This window comes from Citrobacter sp. C13 (assembly GCF_014596815.2).
Classification (GTDB): Bacteria; Pseudomonadota; Gammaproteobacteria; order Enterobacterales; family Enterobacteriaceae; genus Citrobacter; species Citrobacter portucalensis.
In genome coordinates this window covers 2383355-2410000 of record NZ_CP115024.1, presented here as the reverse complement: position 1 = coordinate 2410000, position 26646 = coordinate 2383355, and the positions used below count along the sequence as shown (strand labels likewise).

Below are 26646 nucleotides of genomic sequence, written 5' to 3'. Positions count from 1 at the left end.
TTATTTCTCCATGAATAATCGCTTTTCATCCAGATAACGTCATTGGCATTTTACCAGGCCTACATTTTGTACGAAGCAGGCCTGGTTACAGGCATTCACCGTCTTCCACCTTTACGTATCAATCCTCAGCAAGACGAATCACTACCTTGCCGAAGTTTTTGCCGGTCAGCAGACCGATAAAGGTTTGTGGCGCATTTTCCAGACCGTCGGTCACCTGCTCGCGGTAGTGGATTTTGCCCTCTTTAACCCAGCGCCCCATCTCCCGCTGAAATTCATGAATGCGGTGCCCATAATCCTGACCAATGATAAAACCCTGCATGCGAATACGCTTTTTCAGCAGCGTTGCCATTAACAGCGGTAATCTGTCAGGTCCGGCCGGAAGCGACGTGGCGTTATAACCACTGACAAGGCCACAAAGTGGAATCCGCGCTGAGGTATTGAGCAGTGGCAGAACGGCATCAAATACTTTTCCGCCGACGTTTTCGTAATAAATATCGATCCCCTGCGGGCAGGCTTTTGCCAGTTGTTGCGCAAAATCTTGTGCGTGGTGATCGAGGCAAACATCAAAGCCCAATACCTCGGTGGCATGTCGGCATTTCTCTGCCCCACCCGCCACACCGATCACCCGACAACCTTTAAGCTTACCGATCTGCCCGACCGTTGCGCCAACCGGCCCGGTTGCGGCGGCTACCACCAGCGTTTCTCCCGCTTTCGGCTGACCGATATCCAGCAGGCCCATATAAGCGGTAAACCCCGGCATACCCATAACACCCAGCGCCCAGGAGGGATGTTCGGGATGATCGCCAAGCTTCACCAGCCCGTTACCGTCGGAGATGTCATAGTCCTGCCAACCGCTGTAGCTCAATACCCATTCGCCTGGCTGGTAGTCCGGATGGTGGGATGACACCACGCGACTTACGGTCCCCCCCACCATAACACCACCAATCTCTACTGGTGGTGAGTAAGATGGCTCATCGCTCATACGGCCACGCATGTAGGGATCGAGGGAAAGATAAACGGTGCGCAGCAAAATCTGGCCTTCACCTGGCGTTGCCACCTCATCTTCTTCAAGACGGAAGTTCTCCGGGACTGGCGCGCCATGCGGGCGTGAAGCCAGTACCCAGCGACGGTTACGATTAGTCTGTTGACCCATGATGTGCTCCTCTGCTTTTGGCATGAATCCATCAATAGTAGCAGTCTGTGCCTGCTATTTAGCTGACGACGTGGTTTAACCGCACAACCAGGTAAACGCAGGGTTGCGCGGTTTCATTGATAAACCGACAGTCATTCGGCGGGCCTAGTTCCAGGCAATCACCTGCCTGCATTTCATGGCGTACGTCCCCTTCGACAAAGACTAATTCACCCTGCTGTAACCAGATAAGTTGTCTGGCCTGCACATAGGAAGAGGCTGGCATCGGGATGTCGCTTCCGGCGGGTAATTCGATCTGTACCAGATCGATAGGCAGATCGCTGCGCGGTGAAACATGGCGGCGCAGATAGTGACTTTGCGGGTCGTGCCAGACGGGCTGATCGACGAAGCGCAGCAGCTTGCCCTCCTGCATTTCAGCCCGCGCAATCAGGGTAGACATGCTGATGCCAAACGCACCGGAAAGCCTGCCCAGCAGCGTAGCCGTTGGACTACTCTCGCCGCGCTCTATTTTATGGATCATCGCCCGCGACACACCCGCGCGCTCGGCAAGTTCCGTGAGTGACCAACCTCGGGATTCCCGCTCAATGCGAATTCTTGCACTGATCCGTTGATTTATGCTGTCTTCAATAGTATTCATATTGTAATACTATAGTGAACAAGCCCTGAGGTTCAACATGTCAATTCGATTTGCCAGCAAAGAAGACTGCGCCGCCATTGCAGAAATCTACAACCATGCGGTACTGCATACGGCGGCTATCTGGAACGATCAAACGGTCGATGCCGAAAACCGTATTTCCTGGTATGAAGCCCGACAATTGATGGGGTATCCGGTGCTGGTGAGTGAAGAGAATGGCGTGGTTACGGGATACGCCTCCTTTGGCGACTGGCGTAACTTTGATGGCTTCCGTCATACCGTTGAACATTCGGTGTATGTTCATCCTGAACATCAGGGAAAAGGGCTAGGACGGGCACTGCTCAGCAGACTGATAGACGAAGCCCGCGCATGCGGCAAGCATGTAATGGTGGCAGGTATTGAGTCTCAAAATCAGGCATCACTGCATCTGCACGGCTTGCTGGGCTTTAAAACCACCGCGCAAATGCCGCAGGTTGGCACTAAATTTGGGCGGTGGCTGGATCTAACCTTCATGCAGTTACAGTTAGACAATCGCCGCGAACCGGATGCCCTTAGATGAACCAGACGCTGACCCTCTCCTTTCTGATTGCCGCGGGTATTGGTCTGGTGGTGCAAAATACCTTGATGGTACGCATCACGCAGACGTCTTCGACGATCCTTATCGCCATGTTACTTAACTCGCTGGTCGGGATCGTGCTGTTTGTCAGCATACTGTGGTTTAAGCAAGGAGCTGCGGGATTTGGAGAACTGGTATCCAGCGTGCGCTGGTGGACGCTCATCCCCGGCTTGTTGGGATCGTTCTTTGTTTTTGCCAGCATCAATGGGTACCAAAATGTGGGGGCCGCTACCACTATCGCGGTGCTGGTGGCTAGCCAGTTAATCGGCGGGCTGGTGCTGGATATTCTACGTAGTCACGGCGTGCCGCTGCGGGCGCTGGTAGGTCCGGTCTGTGGCGCGGTGCTGTTGGTCATCGGGGCGTGGCTGGTGGCGAGACGTTCGTTTTAATTGCCTGATGGCGCTTCGCTTATCAGACCTACAGAACGTGCCTGTAGGTCGGATAAGGGAAATATCAGAGGATTGTGCCGCCTTTGGTCAACTGTTCTCGACGGGCTTCCATATCTTCTTTATGCTGACGGCCATGATGTGCGATCGCCGTACGCAAACGCTGTTGCTGGGTATAGCGATCTTCCCGGCTCAACGCGACATCATCGCTGAGCTCAATCAGCAATTCATTCATATGCGTAATGACGCTCTCTTCAATGGCGGCATCAACACGTGCGCTGACCTCATCCAGATGCGACATAACCTCTCCTTAACTCATTAATTTAATTTTGCTTTTGAAAAATCACTGCCCATCAGGCTGACGCTGTATCCGCTGACATTGCTGCGCGTAGCGTAGAACGTTTTACCGTTTGCCAGGGCTATCCACGGAGCCTGCTGGTAGAAAATCTCTTGCGATTGCTGGTAAAGCGCGGCGCGCTCTTCCGGTTTACTCACCAGCTTCGCCTTTTGAACCAGCGAATTATACTCTTTATCGCACCAGCGCGCGGCGTTAGATCCGGTTTTTATGCTGTCGCAGCCCAGCAGCACATCGGCGAAGTTATCCGGATCGCCGTTGTCTGACATCCAGCCAAACAACGCGGTGTCATGCTCACCTTTACGCATTCCGGAGAGATATTCCCCCCACTCGTACGACACAATTTTCGCCTTCACGCCCACCTTTGCCCAGTCGCTCTGGATCATCTCAGCAATCCGTCGGGAGTTCGGGTTGTAAGGGCGCTGAACCGGCATTGACCACAGCGTCGCTTCAAAGCCGTTTTCCAGCCCCGCCTGCTTCAGCAGATCTTTCGCCTTTTGCGGGTCGTAAGTGTAATCCTGCAGATCTTTATTGAAGCCCATCATATTCGGCGGAATCGGCGATTTTGCCACCGTACCGGAACCTAAAAAGACGGCGTTAATAATGGCCTTTTTATCGGTCGCGTAGTTTAGCGCCTGACGCACCAATACGTTATCAAACGGTTTTTTCTCGGTATTAAACGCCAGATATCCGACGTTCAGCGCTTCAACCGAATGCAGCGTCAAATCTTTATTCTTTTTAATCTCGTCAAACTGTACGGGGGCTGGCGCCGGGATTATCTGGCACTCATTGGTTTGCAGTTTTGCCAGCCGCGTCTGGACGTTTGGCGTGATTGAGAAGATCAGGTGCTTCGTTGGAACGGCGCCATCCCAGTAGTTAGGGTTGGCAAGATAGCGGATTTGCGAGTCCTGCTTGTACTGTTGCAACACGTAAGGCCCGGTGCCAATCGGCCAGTTATCGACGTTTTCCGGGGTGCCTTTTTTCAGCATCGCGTCGGCATATTCCGCAGAAAGGATGGAGGCAAAATCCATACCCCAGTCGGCAAGAAACGCGGCATTAGGTTCATTGAGGACAAACTGAACGTGAAAATCATCAACCTTCTTCACTTCTTTAATCAGTTTATCCAGACCGATATCGTTAAAGTATTCGTAGCTTCCCTGAGAAACCTTGTGATACGGATGATCGGCATCTTTCTGCCGTAATACCGAGAAAATCACGTCATCAGCGTTGAAGTCGCGGGTCGGTTTAAAGAATTTATTACTGTTGAATTTCACGCCCTGACGCAGGGTAAACGTGTAAGTCTTACCGTCCGGGGAAATCGTCCAGTCCGTTGCCAGAGACGGTATCGGGGTATTCTTTACCGGATCAAAGTTGATGAGTCGGTTGTAGAGCACCTGTGAACTGGCCACAAATGAAGGACCTGAACTGGCAATTTGCGGGTTAAATGACTCCGGCGATGCTTCAGAGCAATAGATGATGGTGTCAGTATTGGCCGCGAACGCAGCGCCTGACGGTAAGACGGCGCTGAGAGCCAGCGCGAGTATCGTTTTCCTTGCAATCATGGTTATAAGCCTTCTTATTTTATTATTAACAGGGATATCAGAGCATAGCTGACAAAAACTGACCAATAACAAATCACTATCAGGTTATTCTAATCCGGTGTATTTCGCTGAATAATTCATCACCCTAAGCGAATTAATTTCCCTTAAGTCTTTTTCAAAACGTCAAGATTTTTCCCGGCACTCTATGCCATGAAAATTAGCCCCTTTTTGCCTCTCTTTCGCCGTTTGCTCGTTTTTATAAAACGTAAAGTAGATACGTGAAGAAGTCTAAGGGGTAACAACGTGGCAAAAACTCTCTTGCGCAGCGGCAATTTGGATGACTATCAGGCCGTGGGCGGCGGTGGTCAGGCCGTGTTTGATTCAGCATTGCAAATTCGTGAAACGCTTCGTCTGCGTAAACAGCAGGCGATGGTGGATTGTCTGGCAATCCCACAAATTAACGACAGCGGCGATCGGGTTGACTGGTATTCCCCGATAGAAGGGAAAGCCGTGGCGTGGAAAGCCGCTGATGAAGAGGCACGTTTTCGTGCGCTGCGCTATCTGGGAAGCACGCTGGAAAATGCGGCGACCCTGAGCCGTAAAAGTCTGCAATCGGGGAAAACCTCGCTACAGCTATTTGGCTCGCTGCTCGAAAAAGCCATCCAGTTTCCCGGTGAAAACCACGTATTTCTGGTTGATGGCAAACCCGTTATTACGTTCTGGGGCTTCGTCAATTTGAATGAAAATCCCCGCGACGATGTCCTCGACTGCCTGCGCATTGCCGATGTTCCTCCTGTGGTTACCGTAGCAGAGCCAGAACAGGAAGCAGAAATCGCACCGGAAATTACCTTTGCCGAGGCCGATGTCCCCTTACTGACGCCGGTCGTTGATCTGCCAAAACCGACTGAACCTGAACCCCCGGTCATTGTTAACGAACCTGAAGTTACTGCGCCGCCGGTACAGGAGAAGCCCATACGCCGCCTGCCGCTGTGGAGCCTGCCCGTTGCCGCAGTGATTATTGCAGCCATCGTTGGGCCGCTGCTGTGGAAGCAACAGACCGCCCAGCCCGGACCCGCAGTCGCCGCTGTTGAAGTCGCTAAGGTTGATATGGCACCGCTGCCAGCATTGACATCTGCACTGCCCCTGCATCGTGCTGAAGTGACTCCCGCTGTGAAGAAAGAGAAACCTGTCGAAGGACCGGTGGTGATTGCCGCAATTCCAAAAGATGCACTGGTGATGGATGCCAACCAGATGAAGGCAGGAACGACACGTTTTCTCAACGGTAACTGGCGCGTCATGGTCGATGTTAAAGATCCGGTGAGCGGCAAAGCGCCGTCCCTGCGCTATCAGATCCAGGCCAATAAAGGCACTGCACGCGTGGTTCATGGTGACAATATTGTTTGTCGTGCCGAGATTTTCTCCGGTTTGCACCAGTCGGGTGAATTAATGATTAAGAGTCGCGGCAATGCCCGTTGTACCGACGGGTCACGTTATCCGATGCCTGAAATTACCTGTAAAGCGGGAACCAACGACGTCGCCGCCTGTACCGCGCGTTATGACGATCACGCGGAAATCCCTCTGACGATCAAAAAGATAGGTGCCTGATTTTATGTTGGTGAATCTGTGTGATTACAAACAGAGCGTGACGCTCATCGCCAATAGCGGTGTACAATTTCTGGATTTCGGCCTCACGCCGCAGGAATCTGCGCACCATGGACGCTTTGTGCGCAAAACGGCAAACGGTCCGCTACTGCGACTGGACTTCGATCTGACGTCAGGACGCTATACCCTACCGGGCAGCACCGGCGCACAACCCGAAGTGGTGAAGCCGGAAAGTACCCAGACGTTACATTATTCGCTGGACGTGCTCGACGGCGTCTGGCTGCCGCTGCCGTTTCTGCGCTTTAACCCGCCGCGTACGTTTGTTGAAGGCCCGGATAACTGGGCACGCGTGCAGGTGCGAAAGCTTGCGCAGCCGGACAGCGCGGGTAACACCCACCGTGTTACCGTAGCGCTGGACAGCCAACTTACTGAAAATGCCCCTGCGGCGTTAACTCCCAACGAAAATGATCTGCTTAACGGTACACGGTTTGCGCTGGCCTGGCATGACAACGAAATTGCTGATTTCCTTGACCAGACCTGGATTGACGGCTGGTTGCGCGAATCTTTTATGCACCATGTCACCCAACATGAGAACCGCTCAGAACAAGAGATCCAGCAGGCGCTGCGTAACTTTGAATACCAGGCGCACTGGCTGAATGTGCTGACCCTGTTAGGTGAGCAGCTTTCTGTCCCGGAAGTGAAACTGGTTACGCACACCCTTAGCACACCCGCCATTCCCGTCGATCTTATTTTGGATATCGGTAATACCCATACCTGTGGTGTCCTGATTGAAGATCACGGGGATGCCAATGACGGGCTGCGTCAGACCGCTGAATTGCAGGTCCGTTCGTTAAGCGAGCCGCAGTTCCTCAACGATCCGCTATTCACCAGTCGGCTGGAGTTTTCCGAAGCGCGCTTTGGTAAGCAACATTTTTCCGTTGAAAGCGGACGTGATGACGCCTTTATCTGGCCGTCGATTGTGCGTGTGGGTGATGAAGCCCGTAAGCTGGCGATGCAGCGTATGGGCACCGAGGGCAACAGTGGGATCTCCAGCCCGCGCCGTTATCTGTGGGACGAAACGCCGGTACTGCATGACTGGCGCTTTAGCCAGATGAATGGCAAAACCCAGCGCGAACCGCTGGCTACCGCCTTCCCGCTGATGAACCTGATGAACGATGACGGGCAACCGCTGTTCAGCCTGCCGCAGGACGATCGTCTACCAGTGTTCTCACCACAATACAGCCGCAGCACGCTGATGACTCATATGTTGTGCGAAATACTGGCCCAGGCGCTGGGGCAAATTAACAGCGTAGCGACGCGTTTGCGCCTCGGATTCCCGGCGTCTCCGCGTCAGTTGCGGACGCTGATCCTGACCCTACCGTCGGCGATGCCCAAACAGGAGCGCGAGATTTTCCGCCTGCGCATGTTTGAAGCTATTGCCCTGGTCTGGAAAGCGATGGGCTGGCACCCGCAGGATGAAGACTTCACCACCCGTAAGCAGCAGGAAAAAAGTGTGGTTCCCGTACCTGAAATTCAGATGGAATGGGATGAAGCCAGTTGCGGGCAGCTGGTGTGGCTGTATAACGAGGCTATCTCACACTACGATGGCCACACCGAATCGTTCTTTAACGCCCTTGCCCGCCCGGACCGTTTGCCGGAGCCTGGTGAGACTAAAGGCCGTGCGCTGCGCGTAGCATCGATCGACATTGGCGGCGGGACAACGGATATGGCCGTCGTTCATTACCAGCTTGATGACGGCGTTGGCGCGAATGTCAAAATTACCCCGCATCTGCTGTTCCGTGAAGGTTTTAAAGTTGCGGGCGATGACATGCTGCTGGACGTGATTCAGCGCTGCGTGTTGCCTGCGCTGCAAACCCGCTTACAACAGGCTGGCGTGACCGACGCCGCCGCATTGCTGGCCACGCTGTTTGGCGATTCCGGGCGCATCGATACTCAGGCAATTCTGCGTCAACAAACGGCGTTGCAGCTCTTTATGCCGCTCGGTCATGCGGTCCTCTCTGCCTGGGAACAAAGCGATATTAACGACCCGGTCGCCGGGCTACATGCCACCTTTGGGGAACTCCTGAGTCAACAACCCACGCGCAACGTGATGAACTACATCCAACAAGCTATCGACCATGCGTTGCCAGCAGGGTCGCCTGCGTTTGATGTTCTGAGCGTGCCGTTACAGGTACAGTTCAGGCAGTTACAAGAAGCACTATTGGCGGGGCAATTTACCCTGACTTCCCCGCTGCACGCGGTTTGTGAGGCCATTTCACATTATCGCTGCGATATCTTATTAGTGACCGGCAGGCCCGCCTGTTTACCGGGTGTACAGGCGTTGATCCGCCATCTGCAACCTGTCCCGGTTAACCGTATGATCTGGATGGATAACTACCGCGTGCATGAGTGGTATCCGTTCAGCCAACAGGGGCGAATTGGTAACCCTAAATCCACCGCTGCTGTAGGCGCTATGCTGTGCAGCCTGGCGCTGGATTTGCGTTTGCCACGCTTTAACTTTAAAGCTGCCGATATCGGAGCTTACTCGACCGTACGCTTTCTCGGTGTGCTGGATAATACGGTCAATACCCTGCGTGATGAGAACATCTGGTATCACGATATTGATCTGGATAAACCTGGGGCGAAGCTGGATGCCCGGTTGCATTTCCCGTTACGTGGCAACGTGACGTTAGGATTCCGGCAACTGGCAAACAGCCGCTGGCCTGCCACGCCGCTGTATACGCTCAGCATAAACTCTGCCGAACTGGCAAAAACTATCGCCGGAGATGGCGTGTTGAATGTTCGGCTGCAGCTACGCGGCGGCAGCAAAGAAAGTGGCCCGGAATTCTTCATCCTGAGTGATGCCTGGTTACAGGATGGCACCCCCGTTGCCGCCAATGCCTTAACGTTAAAACTGAATACGCTGGCAGACCGTCGCCATAGCGGAAGCCATTACTGGATTGATAGCGGGAGCGTGTACCTGAAATGAGTAAGATGTTAAATACCGCGCAGGCCGCCATCGAGTGGGTGGTAGATACCCGTCAACGTGCAGCGCGTCTTGATGATGAAGCGGATGCCCTGCTGGCACAGCTTACGCTAGCCGTAGTGAGTGAATCTGCGCTGAAGACGACCTTTTCATCGCAAGGATGTATAGGGTTATACGGACATTCACAATCGGCAAAAGCACATCTGCTTGCGGCATTGTGCAGCAATGCCGCTGGCAAAGTGAATATTGTTACCCCGGATCGCAGCTTTGATTATTTCTCGCATATTAATCCGGGCCATGCACCAACCAATATGGCGATCCGCTTTACGCGCGATGAAAATCCGCATGATAGCGAATGGCCGTTGCGTCTGCGGTTGCTCAGTGAAGCCGAACTGGTACAGCTATTTATCGCCCAGTTCAGTGCGCTCCCGGACAACCGACAGGTCGAGAAATCGATTATTGAGGCGCGCCTGGAAAAATGGCAAACGCTGCGTCAGCGTCACCCGGTCCCGGGCATTACCGCACATGATGTCGCGGCAATCGGTCGTTTCTGGCGTTCCTGCGTACCGGCAAACCAGCAGCAAATTGACGATGCGCTATGGCACCAGTTTGCCACGTTGCTACCCGCACTGGATCTGACTACCCGGGCAAACGCCTGGGCGTTACTGTGGGGAGAACAACCGGAGCTGACGCAGCAGTGGCTGGCGCTGGCGCACACGTTGCAACAAACCGGACACGCGCAAGAATTAGCGGCCCCGCTGAGCCTGCTGGTTGATCATTTTGGTTTACCTGCCGAAAGTTTCCTGACCCAGGTGGCATTGACCGGCAATAATGAGGCGCAAAGCGATGTGGTGGTTCATCCGATTGAAAATCATCAGTTGCTCAATGCGGTCAGCCTTTCTTTGCCGTCACTGGCGCTGCTCACGCGCGAGCTGGTCCTGACGGTTGAAGACGCGGTGCTGGAGAATGTCGATCTGCTCGATATTCCCCTCGCCCCGGATGCTCATCCGCATCCACTGTGGCAGGCAAAATTAGGTTGGATGCTGGAACATTATCGCCAGCATCTGCAACCGGATGTGCTCTTAATCTGCAACGCGGTCTCTACCCGCGCCCAGACGCCCGCCATCACCCGCAAGCTGTTGGGCTGGGTCAACGATACCCAACCCGTTCATGATGCCGCATTACCGGGCGTGGTTTGGGCCATTACCCCGCAGGATGCGCGTTTTAGTACCCAGCAAAACCTTGATGAATCCGTGCAGCAATTAATGGGCAAGCCCGGGCTGCATTGGGGTACGTTGCAGGCGCTGGATAAACATAGCTTACAACGCCTTGTCGAATGGCTGACTCAGGCAACTTCACCACAGCAGCGCCAGGCCAGGTTGACCTCTCTACGCGAGCAGCATCAACAGCGCATCCGCGAAACCCTGATAATCTGGATTAATCCCGCGCAAGCCGAATCGGGTAGCCACGAGTCGGTGATCCGCCAGTTACAGGCGCAAGCGGCAAAACATGGCGAACTGCTGGATGGTTTGCTCCCGCCGATGCGCATTTTTGAGTCGCTGCTGCGTATTCAGCAACCGCGCGAGGAGCAGGTAAGCGGTTTATTTAATGAAGAGATTGATCTTTTTGCCGAGGTGCGTGACACACTGCACTCGCCAGAAAGCCAGGAAACCGGATATCAGGCACACAAAATGTGGATTAACCACATGCGCCAGTGGTGTCGCGATGAAAATAATGCCCGTCGTTTACGACTCGATCCCCGTACGTTAAGGCAGGTTGCCGACATTCTCGTCACCACCAGTTATCGCCTGGAGATGCCACAACGCTTACAGCGCATTATGCAGCGAGAAAACGTCTGTGCCGCGCAGCTACACGCCGATATTGGTGATTTTATTACCTGGCTTGGATTTGCCGACGTTGCTGAGGAACAGCGCCCTGCCAGCAGGATCCAAAAAGGATCGGCTATTTTTAGCGCGCCGAAGCAATCGCCGATGCTACGCCTGACGAAGCTGGATGAACAACCCTCGCATGGTGCAAGCCGTTACGTTTACGACTGGCTGGTTGCCTTGTACACCCGTGCGAATGAGAATGCGGGATATCAGCACCCACAGGATGTCACTGAAACCGACAAAAAACGATTAGATGCCCTGCTTTTCTCCTGAAACGGCGAATACGCCGTCATCAGAAAAGAGAAAACATCAGCGCAACGGGAAAACTCATCGGCCAGGTCGCCCCGACTAATACCGCGCTAAGAAAGCGAATCCGCTTTTTATCGCGGGAAAGAAACCAGGTGATGATTGCCGTGATGACGGCCATCACCGCATAAAAAACCAACATTTTTTGGTATAGGGACATTTAAGGCATCCTGGCCAGAAGGGAAAATCGCGCGCAATATGCTCTTTTTCATGACTCACATCAAGTTTTATTAATTAATTTAAGAAAAACGGCTGTAAAACAACCCATTTTCATTATGTTCAGAATTCGTACTATTGCGGATAGTTATAAGCCGTACTATACCCATAAGGGTTAAAACGAAAGGTGGCAAAAATGAATGTTTCCAGTAAAACTGTGGTGCTGATAAATATATTTGCTGCTGTAGGACTTTTCAGTCTGATATCCGCAAGGTTCGGCTGGTTTGCTTGATGTAACTCTTCTTGATTAATTGCAGCGTCCGCTGGCAGAGAGGATCTTCTCTCTGCCATCAGTAAACGATCTTCCCACTCTGCTATCACTGGGTAAATTATCCTTAATATGTAATACCCCTAATCCTTCTGCGGCATTATATTGCCCGAATATCGGCCTGGTGTTGTGCCGGTATGCTGATGAAAGAACGCAATAAAAGCACTGTCGCTGACAAACTCCAGATATTGCGCAACCTGGCTGATATGGCCTCCGTCAGCCAACATCTCCATGGCTTTTAACAGCCTAAATTGCTGCCGCCAGTCCTGATAATTCATCCCGGTATCCCTGATAAATATTCGACTGATCGTCCTCTCGCAGGCCCCAACCTGTCGGGACAATTGATTCAGGCGTGGTGGCAGTTCGCCCATGCGTAATCCCTTGAGCCACACGTTAAGCCGCGGATCTGAGGGATACTGCAATGTCCAGTTTTCACTGCGGGCGGCACGCATTTCCTCACAAAAAACAGTAATGAGGCTGGACTGCTGTGCGGCTGGCATTTCCCATGGCCAGAATGCCATACGTTCTATCACTTCAAAAAAAAGCGGATTTACTTCGACTATCTGCAGTGGTAACTCAGATAACGGCAATGTGGTTGAAAAATACAAAGAGCGATAAGCCATCACACCACGCATTATGGCGCGATGTACCGTGCCTGCCGGGATCCAAACCGCACGACGTGGCGGTAGCAGACACAGGGCCTGCTCCAGTTCAATCGTAATACTTCCCGCTGCCGAAAAAAGTAGCTGATGACGAAGATGACTGTGCCGCCCGGAATCATGTACGCCCATATCGGCAGCAATACCGATTACCGGTTTATCAAAGCTATCCGCATCAAAAGCATCATCGGGGGCAATTTTCATTATCTGTCTGATATTTGATATTTAAAGTCATGATAATGGTAATACGACATATTCCTTTCAGCAATAATGCCCGCCTGTTTTCTATCTGTCTGGATATTGCTATGAACACACTTCGTCGCCCACCGCTGTTGCTTCTTACGCTTCTGATTATGTTTCCACAACTGGTGGAAACCATTTACAGCCCGGCATTGCCGGGTATCGCTATCTCTTTTCACGTAAGCAGTGAGCGCGCGGCTCAAACGCTCTCCGTTTATTTTGTTGCTTTCGCCGTCGGCGTAGCGATGTGGGGCTGGCTGAGCGACTGCATCGGACGACGTTGGGCGATGCTGGCAGGACTTATCTGCTATGGAACAGGCTGCGCAGCGGCTGTTGTTGCCACCGACTTCAGCGTTTTGCTGCTGGCGCGGATGATCTCCGCCATCGGTGCGGCTGCCGGGTCGGTCGTGGTACAGACCATGCTAAGGGACTGTTATGAATCAACTGCGCTATCCCGCATATTTTCTGTAATGGGTGCTGCGCTGGCATTGAGTCCAGTTTTTGGCCTGCTAAGCGGCGGTTGGCTGGTAAGCCTGTATGGCCATACCGGTGTCTTTGTTGCCCTTGTGCTGTTGGCGTTGCTACTGCTAATACTGACAGCGACCATGCTGCCAGAAACCCGGCCCGAACATACGCTCAGCCCGAAGCTTGCCGGATTGTTCTCCCGCATGATGCGGGACAATGATTTGCGGAAAAACGCCATGCTGGTTGCCCTACTGAACACCATGCTGTTTAGCTATTACAGTCTGGCGCCGTTTCTTTTCGGGCAATTAGGATGGAGCTCCAGAGCCTTTGGCTGGACGGGGTTACTACTTGCGTTTGCTTCTCTGTCAGGTAGCCTGCTGAACCGAAGACTGTTAACGACTGGTCTGACGCCGGAGCGACTGGTACGTTATGCCTGTGTGCTGGCAGCGTTGTCAGGTCTCGTCGCGTGGTGTTTACAGCACTCCGCGTGGATCCTGATTCCGGTGTTCGGCGTGGTGATTGCCTATGGTATCGCCATTCCCAATGTGCTGAGTCAGGCGCTGCGTCACTACCGTGAACAGGCCGGTGCCGCCGGTGCTTTGTTCGGATTAAGCTATTACCTGTTACTTGGGATGATGCTGGGTTTAGCAGGCATGGTGCAGCAACTGGGGCTGGTTCTGAGCGTCTGTGCCCTACTCGCCTGGCTTTGCAGTCTGGGCCGTAGATAAACCCGATGGCGATCCTGAAAGCACAAAGCCCCGGCTATATGCTGGGGCTTTGTTGTATCAATTAGCCTGACCTCGCGGATATTTCCAACTTACCGCCGTCCGATGGCGACGAGGCCAGTGGCGCGAATAGTATAGACACACGTATGCCAATATTTAGCTATCCGTGCCCCATTCGCCGATCGCGCTTAAGATATTACTCATGCTTGATCATAACATGGCGAATAACCGTGTAATCCTCCAGCCCATAAACCGACATATCCTTTCCATAGCCGGACTGTTTTTGCCCACCGTGCGGCATCTCGCTAACCAGCGTGAAATGGGTATTGACCCAAGTGCAACCATATTGCAGGCGAGCGCTAAAGCGATGCGCTCGCCCAACATCCCGGGTCCAGACAGAGGATGCCAGTCCGTATTTCGAATCGTTGGCCCATGCCAGCACCTGATCTTCATCATCAAATACGGTCACGCTGACCACCGGACCGAAAACTTCCCGCTGTACGATGGCATCGTCCTGCTTCGCCCCAGCAAGCAGCGTCGGGGCAAAATAGTAGCCTGAACCATCCACTTTTTTACCGCCGGTGATGACCTTAATATGGCCCAACGCTTTAGCCTCATCGACCGCTTTAGTCACGCGATCGAGATGTGCCTGCGAGCTCACCGGTCCCAGCTCGGTCGATTCATCATTCGGCGGACCGATTTTCAGGCTGGCAACGGCGGCGCCAAGTTTTTCGACCAGTGCATCATAAATGCCTTTCTGGGCATAAATTCGACAAGCGGCGGTACAGTCTTGCCCGGCGTTGTAATAACCAAAGGTCCGCACGCCGCTCACCACTGCATCCAGATCGGCATCATCAAAAATGATCACCGGAGCTTTTCCGCCCAGTTCCATATGCGTACGCTTAATTGACGGCGCGGTGTGCTGAATAATGTGTTCGCCGGTTGCAATGGAGCCGGTCAGCGAAACCATACGCACTTTTTCATGGCCGGTCAGCGGATCGCCCACCGTTTTACCGCGACCAAACAGCACGTTAATCACGCCAGCCGGATAAATGTCTTTGGCTAATTCGGCTAATTTAAGCGCCGTCAGCGGGGTAATTTCTGACGGTTTAATCACCACGCAGTTTCCCGCAGCCAACGCTGGAGCCAGCTTCCACGCCGCCATCATCAGCGGATAGTTCCACGGCGCAATAGAGGCCACCACGCCCAGTGGATCACGGCGAATCATCGAGGTATGCCCTTCCAGATATTCACCGGCCGCCTGTCCTTGCAGGGTACGCGCCGCACCGGCGAAGAAGCGGAAAACATCGACAATAGCGGGAATTTCATCGTTGAGAACACAGTGCAGCGGTTTACCGCAGTTAAGTGATTCCAGCTCAGCGAAGGTTTGCGCGTTATCAGCAATAGCATCCGCCAGTTTCAGCAGCAGTTCAGAGCGGACTTTCGGCGTGGTTTGCCCCCAGGTGGCAAACGCGGCGTCTGCTGCACGTACAGCGGCATCAACCTGCATGGCTGACGCCTCAGCAATCTCCAGAATGAGTTCACCAGTGGCAGGGTTATAGACTGGCTGCTTTTCACCTTCACCGTTGACCAGCTCGCCATTAATCAGTAATTGATGTTGCATAGCAATTTCCCATATCGTCGTTTATTTACCGTTTCCGGCGAGAGTGTCGCCTTCACGCGTTAGCCACCAGGCCCCTAAAATTGGCAGTGTTGTCACCAGCATTACCAGCAATGCCACAACGTTGGTGACCGGCACATCCCGTGGACGACCCAATTGATTGAGCAGCCACAGAGGAAGTGTTCTTTCATGTCCGGCGGTGAACGTTGTCACGATGATTTCATCAAACGACAAGGCAAACGCCAGCATCCCCCCCGCCAGAAGTGCCGATGCCAGATTTGGCAGCACGACATAACGAAAGGTTTGCCAGCCATTGGCGCCAAGATCCATAGACGCTTCGACCAGACTCCATGAGGTACGGCGAAAACGCGCCACAACGTTGTTAAACACCACCACCACGCAAAACGTCGCATGGCCCACCACGATCGTGAGAAAACCCGGTTCCAGGTTGATGGTTTTAAACGCCGTCAACAGCGCAAGGCCGGTAATAATGCCCGGCAGCGCGATCGGCAACAGTAGCAACAGCGATATTGCACTTTTGCCAAAAAAGTCCCTACGCCACAGCGCGGCCGCGGCGAGCGTCCCCAGAACAAGGGCAATAGCTGTGGACAACGCAGCGATCTTAAGTGACAACGTCACAGACTCCAGGATATCGCTACGCTGCGCAGCAACGCTAAACCACTTCAGCGTTAATCCCTGGGGTGGAAAACTAAAAGCAGCCTCCTCAGTATTAAAAGCATAGGTGGCGATGATGAGGATGGGAAAGTGCAGGAAAATAACCCCGCCCCATGCCGCCAGTTTGAGTAGCCAGGGTGCGCGTTCAGAGTGCATCGAAAGCTCCCAGACGCTTCACGAACGCCAGATACAGTGCGATTAACACAATCGGCACCAGAGTAAATGCCGCCGCCATCGGCATATTGCCGATCGCCCCTTGTTGTGAATACACCATGTTGCCGATGAAATAGCCCGGCGGTCCCACCAGTTGCGGCACAATAAAGTCGCCCAACGTCAGAGAGAAGGTAAAGATCGAACCCGCTGCAATGCCCGGTATCGCCAATGGAAGCACCACATAGCGGAAGGTTTGACGCGGACGCGCGCCCAAATCAGCAGAAGCCTGTAACAGCGACGGCGGAAGTCTCTCCAGCGCGGCCTGTACCGGCAGGATCATAAACGGCAGCCAGATATAGACGAACACCAGGAAACGCCCTAACCCTGAAGTCGACAGCGTATTGCCGCCTACCGCAGGTAATGTCAGGAACGAAAGCAGCAACGGCTCCAGCCCAAGGTGGGTTAAAAACCACTGCGCCACGCCGTCTTTAGCCAACAGCAGCGTCCACGCATAGGCTTTAACGATGTAGCTGGCCCACATTGGCAACATTACGGCAATGTAAAAAAAAGCCTTCATTTTGCCGCTGGTATAGCGAGCCATATACCACGCCATCGGAAACGCCAGAATCGCGCTGGCGATGGTGACCGCTACCGCCATCGTCAGAGTGCGCAAAATGATGTCGTAGTTAGCGGGATTAAACAGCGCCTGCAAATTCGCCAGCGTCAGGTCTGGTGTGACCGACATGGTGAAATCGTCGAAGGTATAAAAACCTTGCCACAACAACGTCAGTAATGAGCCAAAGTAGACGATGCCAAACCACATCAGCGGTCCGAGGAGCAGCAAAAACAGCCCCAGCCCCGGATTACGCCAGAAGTAACCTGAGATCCGATTCAGGTTGGTCGACTGTGGAGGCGAATGTAAGACGTTCATAGCCATTCACCTCTCCTCAACCAGCGGTACCATCACGTCGCGTGACCAGGATGCCATCACCTGCTGACCTGGCGACAACGTTGACGGTAGCATTTCGCCCGTCAGATTCGCCTGGCTAACCAGCAATTTTTCCCCTCCGGCGAGTTTTAGTTCAAACCGCGTCGCCGCCCCCTGATACTGCACCGCCTGGATAACACCCCTGGCCTGAACTTCTCCTCCGGTATCATTCAAGCGAATGTGTTCCGGACGCAGGGAGAACATCCCCTGTAGCCCGCAAACGTTCGCTGACATCGTGGCATCAAAGACATTGGACGTCCCGACGAAACTTGCCACAAACGGTGTCCGCGGACGCATGTACAGTTCGCGCGGAGAATCCACCTGTTCGATGCGACCGTTATTAAACACCGCCACACGATCGGACATCGACAGAGCTTCCCCCTGATCGTGAGTGACGAAAATGAAGGTGATACCAAGGGATTGCTGTAATTTCTTCAGCTCCAGCTGCATCTGCTCACGCAGTTTGAGATCCAATGCCCCGAGCGGTTCATCCAACAGCAGGACGCGCGGCTCATTGACCAGCGCCCGGGCAATCGCCACGCGCTGCCGCTGACCACCGGAAAGTTGCGACGGTTTGCGTTCATAAACAAAACCGAGCGCAACTTTATCCAGCGCCTCTCGCGCTTTGGCGTGGCGCTGTTTTTTATCGATGCCTTTGACCATCAGCCCGTAAGCGACGTTGTCGAGAATCGACATATGCGGGAATAACGCGTAATCCTGAAATACCGTATTTACATCCCGCTCCCAGGGCGGCAATTCGCTGGCCTGTTTACCAAAAATAGTGATTGCGCCGCCTGACAGTTGTTCAAACCCAGCAATCAGGCGCAGACAGGTGGTCTTGCCGGAGCCGGATGGCCCCAGCATAGAGAAAAACTCACCGTCGTTAATCGCAATACTTACCCCATCAACTGCTCGAACATCCCCATACAAACGCGAGACGTTATGAAACTCCACTGCGTACGTCATAAAACCCCCAGCGGAATTAACGACCGCCCATAATGGCGATGTAATCCTGCGTCCAGCGACTGTAAGGAATGAATTTTCCACCTTCGGCAATCGGCGTTTTCCAGAAGGCAATTTTGTCGAAATAACTATAGCCGTTGGTTTCACAGCCTTTTTCACCCAGTAACGGGCTGGCTTTACAACCTTCAGGCACTACTGGCAGAGAACCAAACCAGGCCGCTACGTCGCCCTGTACTTTCGGGGTTAATGACCAGTTCATCCATTTGTAAGCACAAACCGGGTGTTTCGCTTCACTGTGCAGCATGGTGGTATCAGCCCATCCGGTAACCCCTTCTTTTGGGAAGACCGTGGCAATTGGCTGACCTTCGCCTTTCAAGGCGTTAGCCTGATAAGGCCAGGCGCTTGACGCTACCACGCCTTCGTTTTTGAAATCGCTCATTTGCACGGTGGTATCGTGCCAATAGCGATGGATCAGCGCGTGCTGATCGCTCAGGACTTTGATCACCGCCTGATACTGTTTTTCAGTGAGCTGATAGGGATCGGTAATACCCAACTGCGGCTGAGTGGCTTTAACGAATAACGCGGCATCGGCAATATAGATCGGGCCATCGTAGGCCTGAACGCGCCCTTTATTGCTTTTCCCATCCTCAAGTTTTTGCTCAACAAACACCACGCTCCAGCTATCCGGCGGCGTTGGGAAAATTTTGGTGTTATACATCAGCAGGTTTGGTCCCCACTGGTACGGTGTGCCATAAACTTTTCCGCCAACGTTAAACCATTCGCCTTTTACCACGCGTGGATCGATGGTTTTCCAGTTAGGGATCAGCGCGGTATTAATTGGCTGAACGCGTTTTCCCATAATCAGGCGCAGTGAGGCATCACCAGAAGCGGTAACCAGGTCGTAGCCGCCTTTTGCCATCAGGCTGACCATTTCATCAGATGTGGCTGCCGTTTTTACATTAACCGCGCAGCCGGTATCTTTCTCAAACTGTGAGACCCAGTCATATTGTTTATCGGTTTGCCCACGTTCGATATAACCCGGCCAGGCAATAATATCCAGGCGGCCTTCCGGTTTATCTAATGATGTGGGGGGTTCGGCTGCCTGCGCAGTCATCAGCGTCATACTGAGTGCGCACAGGCTACTGAGGGCAAACTGCTTGCTCATAACGTCTTACTCCTGTCTAAAAAATATTGAGCGGCAGCCTTGCCGTAAATATATGTCCTTTTCTAAAAATAGTCGGGGTGTTGTAAGCGTTCCTGCTGGCGCAAGGAAATTTAATCAGGTTGTGAGCTAACGCTCATTACGCTACAGACTCTGACCAGGGGGTAATCTTCTGGAGTATAGACAAGGAGTTAGACGCAGAGGTGGCAATAGTATTAACTATTGATATTTTGTATGGACGCACCCGATATAAATAATACCGTGGTTCAGCATTCACTATTTCGAAAATAAGAACACGCTATTCATTTATATTGAATAGCGCGTTATGGTTTATTTCATCATTTCACGAATTAATTTACCAAGCTGTTTTACGGCCTGCTCTTCGCGATCTCCCCAGTGCCATGCAGTATTAAAACGAAAAAAACGTGTCCAGCTTCCCGAGGTCGAGAACATTTTCCCCGGCGCAATACTGATGTGGTGTGCCAGCGCATGGGTACTGAGCACACCGGCATCAAGCGGTTCCGGCAGCTCCAGCCACAGAAAATAACCGCTGTCGTTGTGGTGAATTTTGACTTCCGCCGGAAGATGACGCAGCAGCGTTTGCCAGGCCTGTTGTTTACGTTCCGCCAGTTGCCGACGCAAGCGCCGTAAATGCGCGTCATAGCGCCGGGTTGAAAGATAATCAACAAGGGCAAGCTGCATGGGTGAACTGGTAGATAAGGTGCTCATTAGCTGGAGTCGCTGAATACGCCGGGCATGTTTCCCTGCTGCTACCCAGCCAATACGAAATCCTGGCACCAGGCACTTCGAGAAAGACGAACAATGCAGAACGCTGTCGGCGCGATCCCAGGCTTTGGCAGGCAACGGTTTTTCGCGGCCAAAGTACAACTCGCTGTAAACATCATCTTCAATCAACATTACGTGGTATTTTTCCAGCAAGGCGACCAGACGCGCCTTTTTCTCTGCGCTGAGCGTAAAACCCAGTGGGTTTTGGCTGTTGGTCATTAGCCAGCAGGCTTTTACCGGGTACTCCTGCAACGCCTGCTCCAACGCAGCAAGATCGATCCCCTCGTTAACGTCGGTGGCCACCGACAACGCCTTCAGACGTAATCGTTCCAGGGCCTGCAACGCCCCGTAAAAACAGGGGTTTTCGACAATCACCCAGTCACCCGGTTCAGTGACCGCTTGCAGGCTCAGATTAAGGGCTTCCAGCGCGCCGGTGGTGATGACGATTTCGTCAGGTGAAATGGTCATCCCCTGTTGAGCATAGCGACGGGCAATGGCATGACGCAGCTCAGCATTCCCCGGCGGCAGGTTTTCAATCACGCTCATGGCGGTGGCAGTTTTACTCACCTGCGCCAACGAGCGATTCAACTGCTGAAGTGGAAACAGCCGCGGGTCGGGGAATGCGGAGGCAAAGGGCATCACTGACGCATCCCGGCTGGCCTGCAACATATCAAAAATGTAGGTATTGATATCCACTGCTTCATCGCGCATGACCTGCACCTGCGGCGCAGCAAGTTCACGTTCGGGGCGCGCGGCGACATAATAACCAGACTGCGGTCGGGCAATAATCCGCCCCTGGCTTTCCAGCAACTGGTATGCGTGTCCGACGGTCATAAAACTCATGCCGCTGCTGACCACCTGCTCACGCAAAGATGGCAAGCGATCGCCCGGCTGCCATACGCCAGACGCAATTTGATCGCGAATTTGCTCTGCCAGTCGCTGGTATTTTTTCATTTTTCGTCCTGATTACCGGTGTCGGTGACAACCACTGTATATATCAGTTTACATAATCAGGGTATTTTATTTAACTGTTATAGTTAACAGTTTTACAACATCGGTAATGACAGTTCTTTGCCTACGGCGCGTATTTCAAGAAGAGAACGCTATTCAATAACAGGAATCCAGCTTCCAGATTTCATATCAGCGAGTACAACCTATAACAGCGCTGCAACTGTTATGGTTAAAAAGAACTGTTCTGTTTCTGCCTTCTACAGCTCCTCAGACTTAGAATTGCGCTAAATCAATTTTGCCTGCGGAGTTAAGCATGTTCGGTCTTGACGCGTTTCACCTGGCAAGGATCCAGTTCGCGTTTACGGTATCCTTTCACATCATCTTTCCGGCTATTACTATCGGGCTCGCCAGTTATCTGGCTGTGCTTGAAGGGCTATGGCTAAAAACGAAAAATCCCACCTGGCGATCGCTATACCATTTCTGGTCGAAAATATTCGCCGTTAACTTTGGGATGGGCGTGGTTTCCGGGCTGGTGATGGCTTATCAGTTCGGCACCAACTGGAGTGGTTTTTCCGAGTTCGCCGGGAGTATCACTGGGCCGTTACTGACCTATGAAGTATTAACCGCCTTCTTCCTCGAAGCTGGTTTCCTTGGGGTGATGTTGTTTGGCTGGAATCGGGTTGGTCCAGGACTTCATTTCTTTGCCACCTGCATGGTCGCACTGGGTACCATTATTTCAACCTTCTGGATCCTCGCCTCCAACAGCTGGATGCAGACACCGCAAGGCTATGAAATAGTTAACGGACAGGTCGTTCCCGTCGACTGGTTCGCCGTTATTTTCAATCCTTCATTCCCCTATCGTCTGCTGCATATGTCGGTTGCCGCCTTCCTGAGCAGCGCGTTGTTTGTTGCCGCCTCTGGGGCGTGGCATTTGCTGCGCGGGAATAACACACCAGCAATTCGAGCGATGTTTTCGATGGCGCTGTGGATGACATTAATCGTCGCTCCACTGCAGGCCTTGATTGGCGATATGCACGGTTTGAATACGCTGAAGCATCAGCCGGCAAAAATTGCTGCGATTGAAGGACACTGGGAAAATCGCCCCGGTGAACCGACTCCGCTGCTGCTGTTCGGCTGGCCGGATATGGAGCAGGAACGCACCCGCTATGGGCTGGAAATCCCGGCGCTGGGCAGTCTGATCCTGACCCATAGTCTGGACAAACAGGTCCCGGCCCTAAAAGAGTTTCCTAAAGAAGACAGGCCCAACTCCACCATGGTGTTCTGGTCGTTTCGCATAATGGCCGGGCTAGGCATGCTGATGATCCTGCTGGGTACTTTTGCCCTGTGGCTGCGCTATAAGCAGCGTTTATACACCTCACGCCCTTTTCTGCGCTTTGCCTTATGGATGGGCCCCTCCGGTCTGATTGCCATCCTTGCCGGTTGGGTGACCACTGAAGTTGGCCGTCAGCCGTGGGTGGTTTACGGTCTGCAACGTACGGCGGATGCGGTTTCTGCACATGGCGATTTACATATGAGCATCAGCCTGCTGTCCTTCTTTGTGGTGTACAGCTCAGTGTTTGGCGTGGGTTACAGCTACATGATCCGCCTGATCCGTAAAGGGCCACAGGAAGATGACCCGACTATTCCGCCAACAGGCACGCCTGCCCGGCCGCTTTCAGCCGCCGTCCTCGATTCTCAACCGGAGGCACATCGCTAATGGGTATCGATTTATCAGTTATCTGGTTTGTAATTATCGTCTTCGCCACGCTGATGTATATCGTGATGGACGGTTTTGATCTCGGGATTGGCATTTTATTCCCAGCGATTCAGGACGCTGACGACCGCGATGTGATGGTCAACAGCGTCGCCCCGGTATGGGACGGCAATGAAACCTGGTTGGTGTTGGGCGGCGCAGGATTATTCGGCGCTTTCCCCCTAGCCTATGCGGTGATCGTCGATGCGCTGACCATCCCGTTGACCCTGATGCTAATCGGCCTGATTTTTCGCGGCGTCGCGTTCGAGTTTCGCTTCAAAGCCACACCGGCTCACCGACCATTCTGGGATAAAGCCTTTATCGGCGGTTCAATCCTCGCGACATTCACGCAAGGTGTCGTGGTGGGTGCCGTACTCAACGGATTTTCCGTTACCGGACGCAGCTACAGCGGCGGTTCTTTCGACTGGTTGACCCCGTTCACGTTGTTCTGCGGCGTTGGTCTGGTCGTGGCTTACGCCCTGCTGGGGGCGACATGGCTGGTGATGAAAAGCGAAAATCCGTTGCAGGATAAAATGCGCAGTGTGGCCAAAAAACTGCTGCTGGCAATGTTGGTTGTGATTGCCATTATCAGCCTGTGGACACCACTGGCACATAGCGCGATTGCCGAGCGTTGGTTTAGCCTGCCCAACCTTTGGTTCCTGATGCCGGTTCCGCTGCTGGTTGCGCTTATCAGTCTCTGGCTGTGGCGATCGCTGGGGCAACATAACTGCCATACGCTGCCTTTTGTATTAACGCTGGGGCTGATTTTTCTCGGGTTTAGCGGGCTGGGGATCAGTATCTGGCCACATATCATTCCACCGTCTATTACGCTCTGGCAGGCGGCGGCTCCGGCACAAAGTCAGGGCTTTATGTTGGTTGGCGCACTGCTGATTATCCCGATAATCCTGGTGTACACCTTCTGGAGCTACTACGTTTTCCGCGGCAAAGTTCAACATGGTGAGGGGTATCATTGATGCAACAAACAATCTGGAAACGCCTGATGTGGCTGGTGATCCTCTGGGGCGGCAGCGTGCTGGCCCTGGCCGCCGTTGGTATGTTCTTTCGTCTCCTGATGACGGCCGCCGGATTTAAGTCCTGAATCTCGCCCTGATAACACCCGGTCAGCGCGCTGCACTGCCCGGGTGTTACAAATCCCAACATTGACTAAACAAAAATGTAAAAAACATCGAAATGACAAAACAGAGATTGTCATTATCCCGATTAAAATATTGAATAGTCACCAGGCGAAATTATCGCCAATTCCGCAGCTAACGTACCAGAGGGTGCATGATGTTTAAGAAAGGGTTAACGGTGTTATTGCTGACCAGCGCGCTTTTTTCCGGTCAACTTTTCGCTACTAATCAGGGACATGAATATCTTCAGGTACAGGATGCCGATCACTTACTACGACACACGGCCGACAGCGATGAGCTGCGAGTGACGGCGGAAGAATCCGCCGCCGATCTTCGAGAACACCATCACTGGCAAAAATCACGCAAACCCGATACGCATCTGAGCTAACGATTAACCTTTACGCTTCGGCAGTGTCTTCATCAGTTCTTCGGGGCTGACGGAAGCCACGACGCTGCCCGGCAACGGCATCTTCAGAATGTGATGTTTCATCTTGCCGATCACGTGCATTTCGCACGGTCGGCAATCAAATTTCAGTGTCAGGACTTCATCGCCGTTAACCAGTTGCATCGGCGTGGCTTTCCAGCTTTTAATATTCCCTTTCGCCTGTTTCGGACACAGGTTAAAGGCGAAACGCAGGCAATGTTTGGTGATCATCACCGGCACTTCGCCCTTTTCTTCATGAGCTTCATAGGCTGCATCAATCAACTGAACGCCATAACGGTGATAAAACTCACGCGCTTTTTGGTTGTAGACGTTAGCCAGGAAACTCAAGTGCGTTTGTGGATAAACCGGCGCTGGCTGAGATACCGGTTTGCGGCTACCGCGCTGATAGCTTTGCAGGCGCGCTGCATCCAGCATATCAACGGCTTCACGCCGGAACTGATTTAGTTGACCGTTTGGCACAAACAGCGCGCCCGGCAGATTCACCTGAATATTACGGACGTAGTACATCGTCTGACCAAGTTTTGCCAGTCCGTCCTGTAGGTTACTCAACGCTTTTTCCGCATTGTTCGCTTCCTCAAACTGGCCGTCCAACGTATGGGTGATACTCACGCCCTCTTCACTGGTGAGCGTCAGAATCAACTGCCCCTGCCAGCCGCCGAGCTCAATATCGATCGCAACACGGCGTTCGCTGGAAGTTTTTGTTAACGCTTGCTGCCAGTTATGATCGAGGTTGCGATTCAGCGGATGATGCGGACGCACTTTGTGCAGGTCGGCGGGCATTTCATTCGGCCATACCCGATAACGATTGTTCCCCGTTTTTTCCACGGTGTTGGCGCGGAATCCAACAACCTCGCGTTTGATTAACACGTTCAGGCCATCCCCGTTTGCCAGCGGTTCAGTCACCTCAACATCGAGATGATCTTTCGCCACCTTCAGGACTTCGCCGACCGGCAAACCGATAAACTTTGGCGAGTCGAATGCGCCGATATCCCCTTTACGGGCATTCACAAAATAATCGGTGCTGCCGCGATGGAAGGTTTTCTCTGTGGATGGGATAAAGAAATGTTCGGTACGTCCCGCTGATGAACGGGCCAGATCGCCGCGTTCTTCAATGATGGCGTCGAGCATCTGGCGATAATGCGCGGTAATATTCTTCACATAACTCATGTCCTTATAGCGCCCTTCAATTTTGAAGGAACGCACACCTGCGTCAATCAACGCACCCAGGTTGGCGGTCTGATCGTTATCTTTCATCGACAGCAGATGTTTTTCATAGGACACCACGCGCCCCTGATCGTCTTTCAGGGTATACGGCAGACGGCAAGCCTGGGAACAGTCGCCGCGGTTAGCGCTGCGTCCGGTTTGTGCATGTGAAATATAACACTGCCCTGAATAGGCAACGCACAGCGCACCGTGAATGAAAAACTCAATGGTCGCATCGGTAGCCTGATGGATAGCGTTAATCTGCTCAAGGCTCAGTTCGCGCGCCAGCACAATCTGGGTGAATCCCACATCAGATAGAAATTTCGCCTTCTCAACGCTGCGAATATCGCACTGGGTGCTGGCGTGCAGTTCAATCGGGGGAATATCCAGTTCAAGAATCCCCATATCCTGCACGATCAGGGCATCAACGCCGGTCTGATACAGATCGGTAATTAACCGTTGTGCGGGCTCCAGCTCATCATCATGCAAGATCGTGTTTAGCGTCACAAAGATTTTTGCCCCGTAACGATGGGCAAAAGGCACTAATTCGGCAATATCTTTCAGGCTATTACTGGCGTTATGACGCGCGCCAAAACCTGGTCCACCAATGTAAACGGCGTCTGCGCCGTGCAAAATGGCTTCGCGCGCAATGGCGGTATCCCGAGCCGGGCTTAACAATTCAAGGTGATGAGGCTGCTGGCGCATACAGTTGTTACCATCCACAAGCGGTAAAAATGGCGGTTATTGTAGTCACAAGCGCGGCGTTTCGGAATAG

24 protein-coding genes are annotated in these 26646 nt (G+C 52.9%); 11 read left to right on the top strand and 13 right to left on the bottom strand.

The window, feature by feature from the left end; translation table 11 throughout:
* Window positions 1-118: 118 nt before the first annotated feature.
* Together IB222_RS11515 and IB222_RS11510 are read right to left on the bottom strand one after the other, a co-directional pair.
* Window positions 119-1153: an NADP-dependent oxidoreductase gene (locus tag IB222_RS11515; RefSeq protein WP_148361950.1), complete on the bottom strand. Its 1035-nt coding sequence runs from the start codon at window positions 1151-1153 to the stop codon at window positions 119-121.
* A 58-nt stretch (window positions 1154-1211) separates the two neighbouring features.
* Window positions 1212-1787: an XRE family transcriptional regulator gene (locus IB222_RS11510; RefSeq protein ID WP_003833097.1), complete on the bottom strand. Its 576-nt coding sequence runs from the start codon at window positions 1785-1787 to the stop codon at window positions 1212-1214.
* A gap of 37 nt (window positions 1788-1824) precedes the next feature.
* On the opposite strand from IB222_RS11510, the gene mddA reads away from it, so the two are divergent.
* The gene (gene mddA / locus IB222_RS11505; RefSeq protein WP_149384230.1) at window positions 1825-2343 is read left to right on the top strand and encodes an L-methionine sulfoximine/L-methionine sulfone acetyltransferase; all 519 of its coding nucleotides are present in this window, start codon (window positions 1825-1827) and stop codon (window positions 2341-2343) included.
* Entirely contained in the window at window positions 2340-2789 is a 450-nt protein-coding gene (locus IB222_RS11500; protein WP_148361949.1) for a DMT family transporter, read from the top strand. The genes mddA and IB222_RS11500 overlap by 4 nt, the downstream gene beginning before the upstream one ends.
* Window positions 2790-2853: 64 nt before the next feature.
* Here IB222_RS11500 and IB222_RS11495 read toward each other — a convergent pair whose 3' ends face one another.
* On the bottom strand, window positions 2854-3087 hold the full coding sequence (locus IB222_RS11495) for a YdcY family protein (protein WP_003020183.1): 234 nt from the start codon (window positions 3085-3087) through the stop codon (window positions 2854-2856).
* 17 nt (window positions 3088-3104) lie between these two features.
* On the bottom strand, window positions 3105-4703 hold the full coding sequence (locus tag IB222_RS11490) for an ABC transporter substrate-binding protein (protein WP_149384229.1): 1599 nt from the start codon (window positions 4701-4703) through the stop codon (window positions 3105-3107).
* A gap of 282 nt (window positions 4704-4985) precedes the next feature.
* Here IB222_RS11490 and IB222_RS11485 point away from each other — a divergent pair, with 282 nt between their 5' ends.
* From IB222_RS11485 to IB222_RS11475, 3 genes are read left to right on the top strand one after another with little or no spacing between them, the layout of a single operon-like run.
* The gene (locus IB222_RS11485) at window positions 4986-6287 is read left to right on the top strand and encodes an SrfA family protein (protein ID WP_149384228.1); all 1302 of its coding nucleotides are present in this window, start codon (window positions 4986-4988) and stop codon (window positions 6285-6287) included.
* 4 nt (window positions 6288-6291) lie between these two features.
* Window positions 6292-9273 carry a virulence factor SrfB gene (locus IB222_RS11480; RefSeq protein ID WP_126957581.1) on the top strand — a complete coding sequence of 994 codons (2982 nt, stop codon included), beginning with the start codon at window positions 6292-6294 and terminating at the stop codon, window positions 9271-9273.
* Entirely contained in the window at window positions 9270-11432 is a 2163-nt protein-coding gene (locus IB222_RS11475; RefSeq protein ID WP_149384227.1) for a virulence factor SrfC family protein, read from the top strand. Before IB222_RS11480 ends, IB222_RS11475 begins: the two co-directional genes overlap by 4 nt.
* Before the next feature lie 19 nt (window positions 11433-11451).
* Here IB222_RS11475 and IB222_RS11470 read toward each other — a convergent pair whose 3' ends face one another.
* On the bottom strand, window positions 11452-11625 hold the full coding sequence (locus tag IB222_RS11470) for a GhoT/OrtT family toxin (RefSeq protein ID WP_003020198.1): 174 nt from the start codon (window positions 11623-11625) through the stop codon (window positions 11452-11454).
* A gap of 192 nt (window positions 11626-11817) precedes the next feature.
* On the opposite strand from IB222_RS11470, the gene yncL reads away from it, so the two are divergent.
* Window positions 11818-11913, top strand: coding sequence for a stress response membrane protein YncL (yncL, locus tag IB222_RS11465; RefSeq protein WP_071524268.1), 96 nt, complete (start codon window positions 11818-11820; stop codon window positions 11911-11913).
* A 119-nt stretch (window positions 11914-12032) separates the two neighbouring features.
* On the opposite strand, the gene IB222_RS11460 is transcribed toward yncL, so the two are convergent.
* Window positions 12033-12812: a helix-turn-helix transcriptional regulator gene (locus IB222_RS11460; protein WP_148361944.1), complete on the bottom strand. Its 780-nt coding sequence runs from the start codon at window positions 12810-12812 to the stop codon at window positions 12033-12035.
* A gap of 101 nt (window positions 12813-12913) precedes the next feature.
* Between IB222_RS11460 and IB222_RS11455 the strand changes: the two genes are divergently transcribed.
* Complete coding sequence (locus IB222_RS11455) at window positions 12914-14041, top strand: multidrug effflux MFS transporter (RefSeq protein ID WP_149384226.1); 1128 nt, start codon at window positions 12914-12916, stop codon at window positions 14039-14041.
* 193 nt (window positions 14042-14234) lie between these two features.
* On the opposite strand, the gene patD is transcribed toward IB222_RS11455, so the two are convergent.
* The 6 genes from patD to IB222_RS11425 all read right to left on the bottom strand — a co-directional run bounded on the left by patD (window position 14235) and on the right by IB222_RS11425 (window position 21340).
* Window positions 14235-15662 (bottom strand): aminobutyraldehyde dehydrogenase, encoded by a 1428-nt coding sequence (patD, locus tag IB222_RS11450; RefSeq protein WP_149384225.1) that lies wholly within the window; start codon window positions 15660-15662, stop codon window positions 14235-14237.
* Between the two features lie 21 nt (window positions 15663-15683).
* Window positions 15684-16490 (bottom strand): ABC transporter permease, encoded by an 807-nt coding sequence (locus tag IB222_RS11445; RefSeq protein WP_003020204.1) that lies wholly within the window; start codon window positions 16488-16490, stop codon window positions 15684-15686.
* Window positions 16480-17424, bottom strand: a complete 945-nt coding sequence (locus tag IB222_RS11440) for an ABC transporter permease (RefSeq protein WP_003833133.1) — start codon at window positions 17422-17424, stop codon at window positions 16480-16482. Before IB222_RS11440 ends, IB222_RS11445 begins: the two co-directional genes overlap by 11 nt.
* The gene (locus IB222_RS11435) at window positions 17425-18441 is read right to left on the bottom strand and encodes an ABC transporter ATP-binding protein (protein ID WP_063940776.1); all 1017 of its coding nucleotides are present in this window, start codon (window positions 18439-18441) and stop codon (window positions 17425-17427) included.
* A 16-nt stretch (window positions 18442-18457) separates the two neighbouring features.
* Window positions 18458-19603 (bottom strand): putative ABC transporter substrate-binding protein YdcS, encoded by a 1146-nt coding sequence (gene ydcS, locus IB222_RS11430; RefSeq protein WP_149384224.1) that lies wholly within the window; start codon window positions 19601-19603, stop codon window positions 18458-18460.
* A gap of 327 nt (window positions 19604-19930) precedes the next feature.
* Window positions 19931-21340 carry a PLP-dependent aminotransferase family protein gene (locus IB222_RS11425; RefSeq protein ID WP_149280979.1) on the bottom strand — a complete coding sequence of 470 codons (1410 nt, stop codon included), beginning with the start codon at window positions 21338-21340 and terminating at the stop codon, window positions 19931-19933.
* Window positions 21341-21650: 310 nt separating this feature from the next.
* Here IB222_RS11425 and IB222_RS11420 point away from each other — a divergent pair, with 310 nt between their 5' ends.
* From IB222_RS11420 to IB222_RS11405, 4 genes are all read left to right on the top strand, one after another.
* Window positions 21651-23054, top strand: a complete 1404-nt coding sequence (locus IB222_RS11420; protein ID WP_126318004.1) for a cytochrome ubiquinol oxidase subunit I — start codon at window positions 21651-21653, stop codon at window positions 23052-23054.
* On the top strand, window positions 23054-24064 hold the full coding sequence (gene cydB, locus IB222_RS11415; protein WP_126318001.1) for a cytochrome d ubiquinol oxidase subunit II: 1011 nt from the start codon (window positions 23054-23056) through the stop codon (window positions 24062-24064). The genes IB222_RS11420 and cydB overlap by 1 nt, the downstream gene beginning before the upstream one ends.
* Entirely contained in the window at window positions 24064-24189 is a 126-nt protein-coding gene (locus IB222_RS11410) for a DUF2474 domain-containing protein (protein ID WP_003020230.1), read from the top strand. The genes cydB and IB222_RS11410 overlap by 1 nt, the downstream gene beginning before the upstream one ends.
* Window positions 24190-24380: 191 nt before the next feature.
* A complete protein-coding gene (locus IB222_RS11405; RefSeq protein ID WP_003833147.1) occupies window positions 24381-24611 on the top strand; it encodes a DUF2554 family protein in 231 nt (76 codons plus the stop codon).
* Window positions 24612-24614: 3 nt separating this feature from the next.
* Here the strand turns inward: IB222_RS11405 and rlhA are convergent, their stop codons facing one another.
* Window positions 24615-26576, bottom strand: coding sequence for a 23S rRNA 5-hydroxycytidine C2501 synthase (gene rlhA, locus IB222_RS11400; RefSeq protein ID WP_149384223.1), 1962 nt, complete (start codon window positions 26574-26576; stop codon window positions 24615-24617).
* Between the last annotated feature and the right edge of the window lie 70 nt (window positions 26577-26646).

Coding starts and splice junctions, on each gene's coding strand:
- IB222_RS11515 (WP_148361950.1), bottom strand. CDS start 1,153: ATGGGTCAACAGACTAATCGTAACCGTCGCTGGGTACTGGCTTCACGC.
- IB222_RS11510 (WP_003833097.1), bottom strand. CDS start 1,787: ATGAATACTATTGAAGACAGCATAAATCAACGGATCAGTGCAAGAATT.
- mddA (WP_149384230.1), top strand. CDS start 1,825: ATGTCAATTCGATTTGCCAGCAAAGAAGACTGCGCCGCCATTGCAGAA.
- IB222_RS11500 (WP_148361949.1), top strand. CDS start 2,340: ATGAACCAGACGCTGACCCTCTCCTTTCTGATTGCCGCGGGTATTGGT.
- IB222_RS11495 (WP_003020183.1), bottom strand. CDS start 3,087: ATGTCGCATCTGGATGAGGTCAGCGCACGTGTTGATGCCGCCATTGAA.
- IB222_RS11490 (WP_149384229.1), bottom strand. CDS start 4,703: ATGATTGCAAGGAAAACGATACTCGCGCTGGCTCTCAGCGCCGTCTTA.
- IB222_RS11480 (WP_126957581.1), top strand. CDS start 6,292: ATGTTGGTGAATCTGTGTGATTACAAACAGAGCGTGACGCTCATCGCC.
- IB222_RS11475 (WP_149384227.1), top strand. CDS start 9,270: ATGAGTAAGATGTTAAATACCGCGCAGGCCGCCATCGAGTGGGTGGTA.
- IB222_RS11470 (WP_003020198.1), bottom strand. CDS start 11,625: ATGTCCCTATACCAAAAAATGTTGGTTTTTTATGCGGTGATGGCCGTC.
- yncL (WP_071524268.1), top strand. CDS start 11,818: ATGAATGTTTCCAGTAAAACTGTGGTGCTGATAAATATATTTGCTGCT.
- IB222_RS11460 (WP_148361944.1), bottom strand. CDS start 12,812: ATGAAAATTGCCCCCGATGATGCTTTTGATGCGGATAGCTTTGATAAA.
- IB222_RS11455 (WP_149384226.1), top strand. CDS start 12,914: ATGAACACACTTCGTCGCCCACCGCTGTTGCTTCTTACGCTTCTGATT.
- patD (WP_149384225.1), bottom strand. CDS start 15,662: ATGCAACATCAATTACTGATTAATGGCGAGCTGGTCAACGGTGAAGGT.
- IB222_RS11445 (WP_003020204.1), bottom strand. CDS start 16,490: ATGCACTCTGAACGCGCACCCTGGCTACTCAAACTGGCGGCATGGGGC.
- IB222_RS11440 (WP_003833133.1), bottom strand. CDS start 17,424: ATGGCTATGAACGTCTTACATTCGCCTCCACAGTCGACCAACCTGAAT.
- IB222_RS11435 (WP_063940776.1), bottom strand. CDS start 18,441: ATGACGTACGCAGTGGAGTTTCATAACGTCTCGCGTTTGTATGGGGAT.
- ydcS (WP_149384224.1), bottom strand. CDS start 19,603: ATGAGCAAGCAGTTTGCCCTCAGTAGCCTGTGCGCACTCAGTATGACG.
- IB222_RS11425 (WP_149280979.1), bottom strand. CDS start 21,340: ATGAAAAAATACCAGCGACTGGCAGAGCAAATTCGCGATCAAATTGCG.
- IB222_RS11420 (WP_126318004.1), top strand. CDS start 21,651: ATGTTCGGTCTTGACGCGTTTCACCTGGCAAGGATCCAGTTCGCGTTT.
- cydB (WP_126318001.1), top strand. CDS start 23,054: ATGGGTATCGATTTATCAGTTATCTGGTTTGTAATTATCGTCTTCGCC.
- IB222_RS11410 (WP_003020230.1), top strand. CDS start 24,064: ATGCAACAAACAATCTGGAAACGCCTGATGTGGCTGGTGATCCTCTGG.
- IB222_RS11405 (WP_003833147.1), top strand. CDS start 24,381: ATGTTTAAGAAAGGGTTAACGGTGTTATTGCTGACCAGCGCGCTTTTT.
- rlhA (WP_149384223.1), bottom strand. CDS start 26,576: ATGCGCCAGCAGCCTCATCACCTTGAATTGTTAAGCCCGGCTCGGGAT.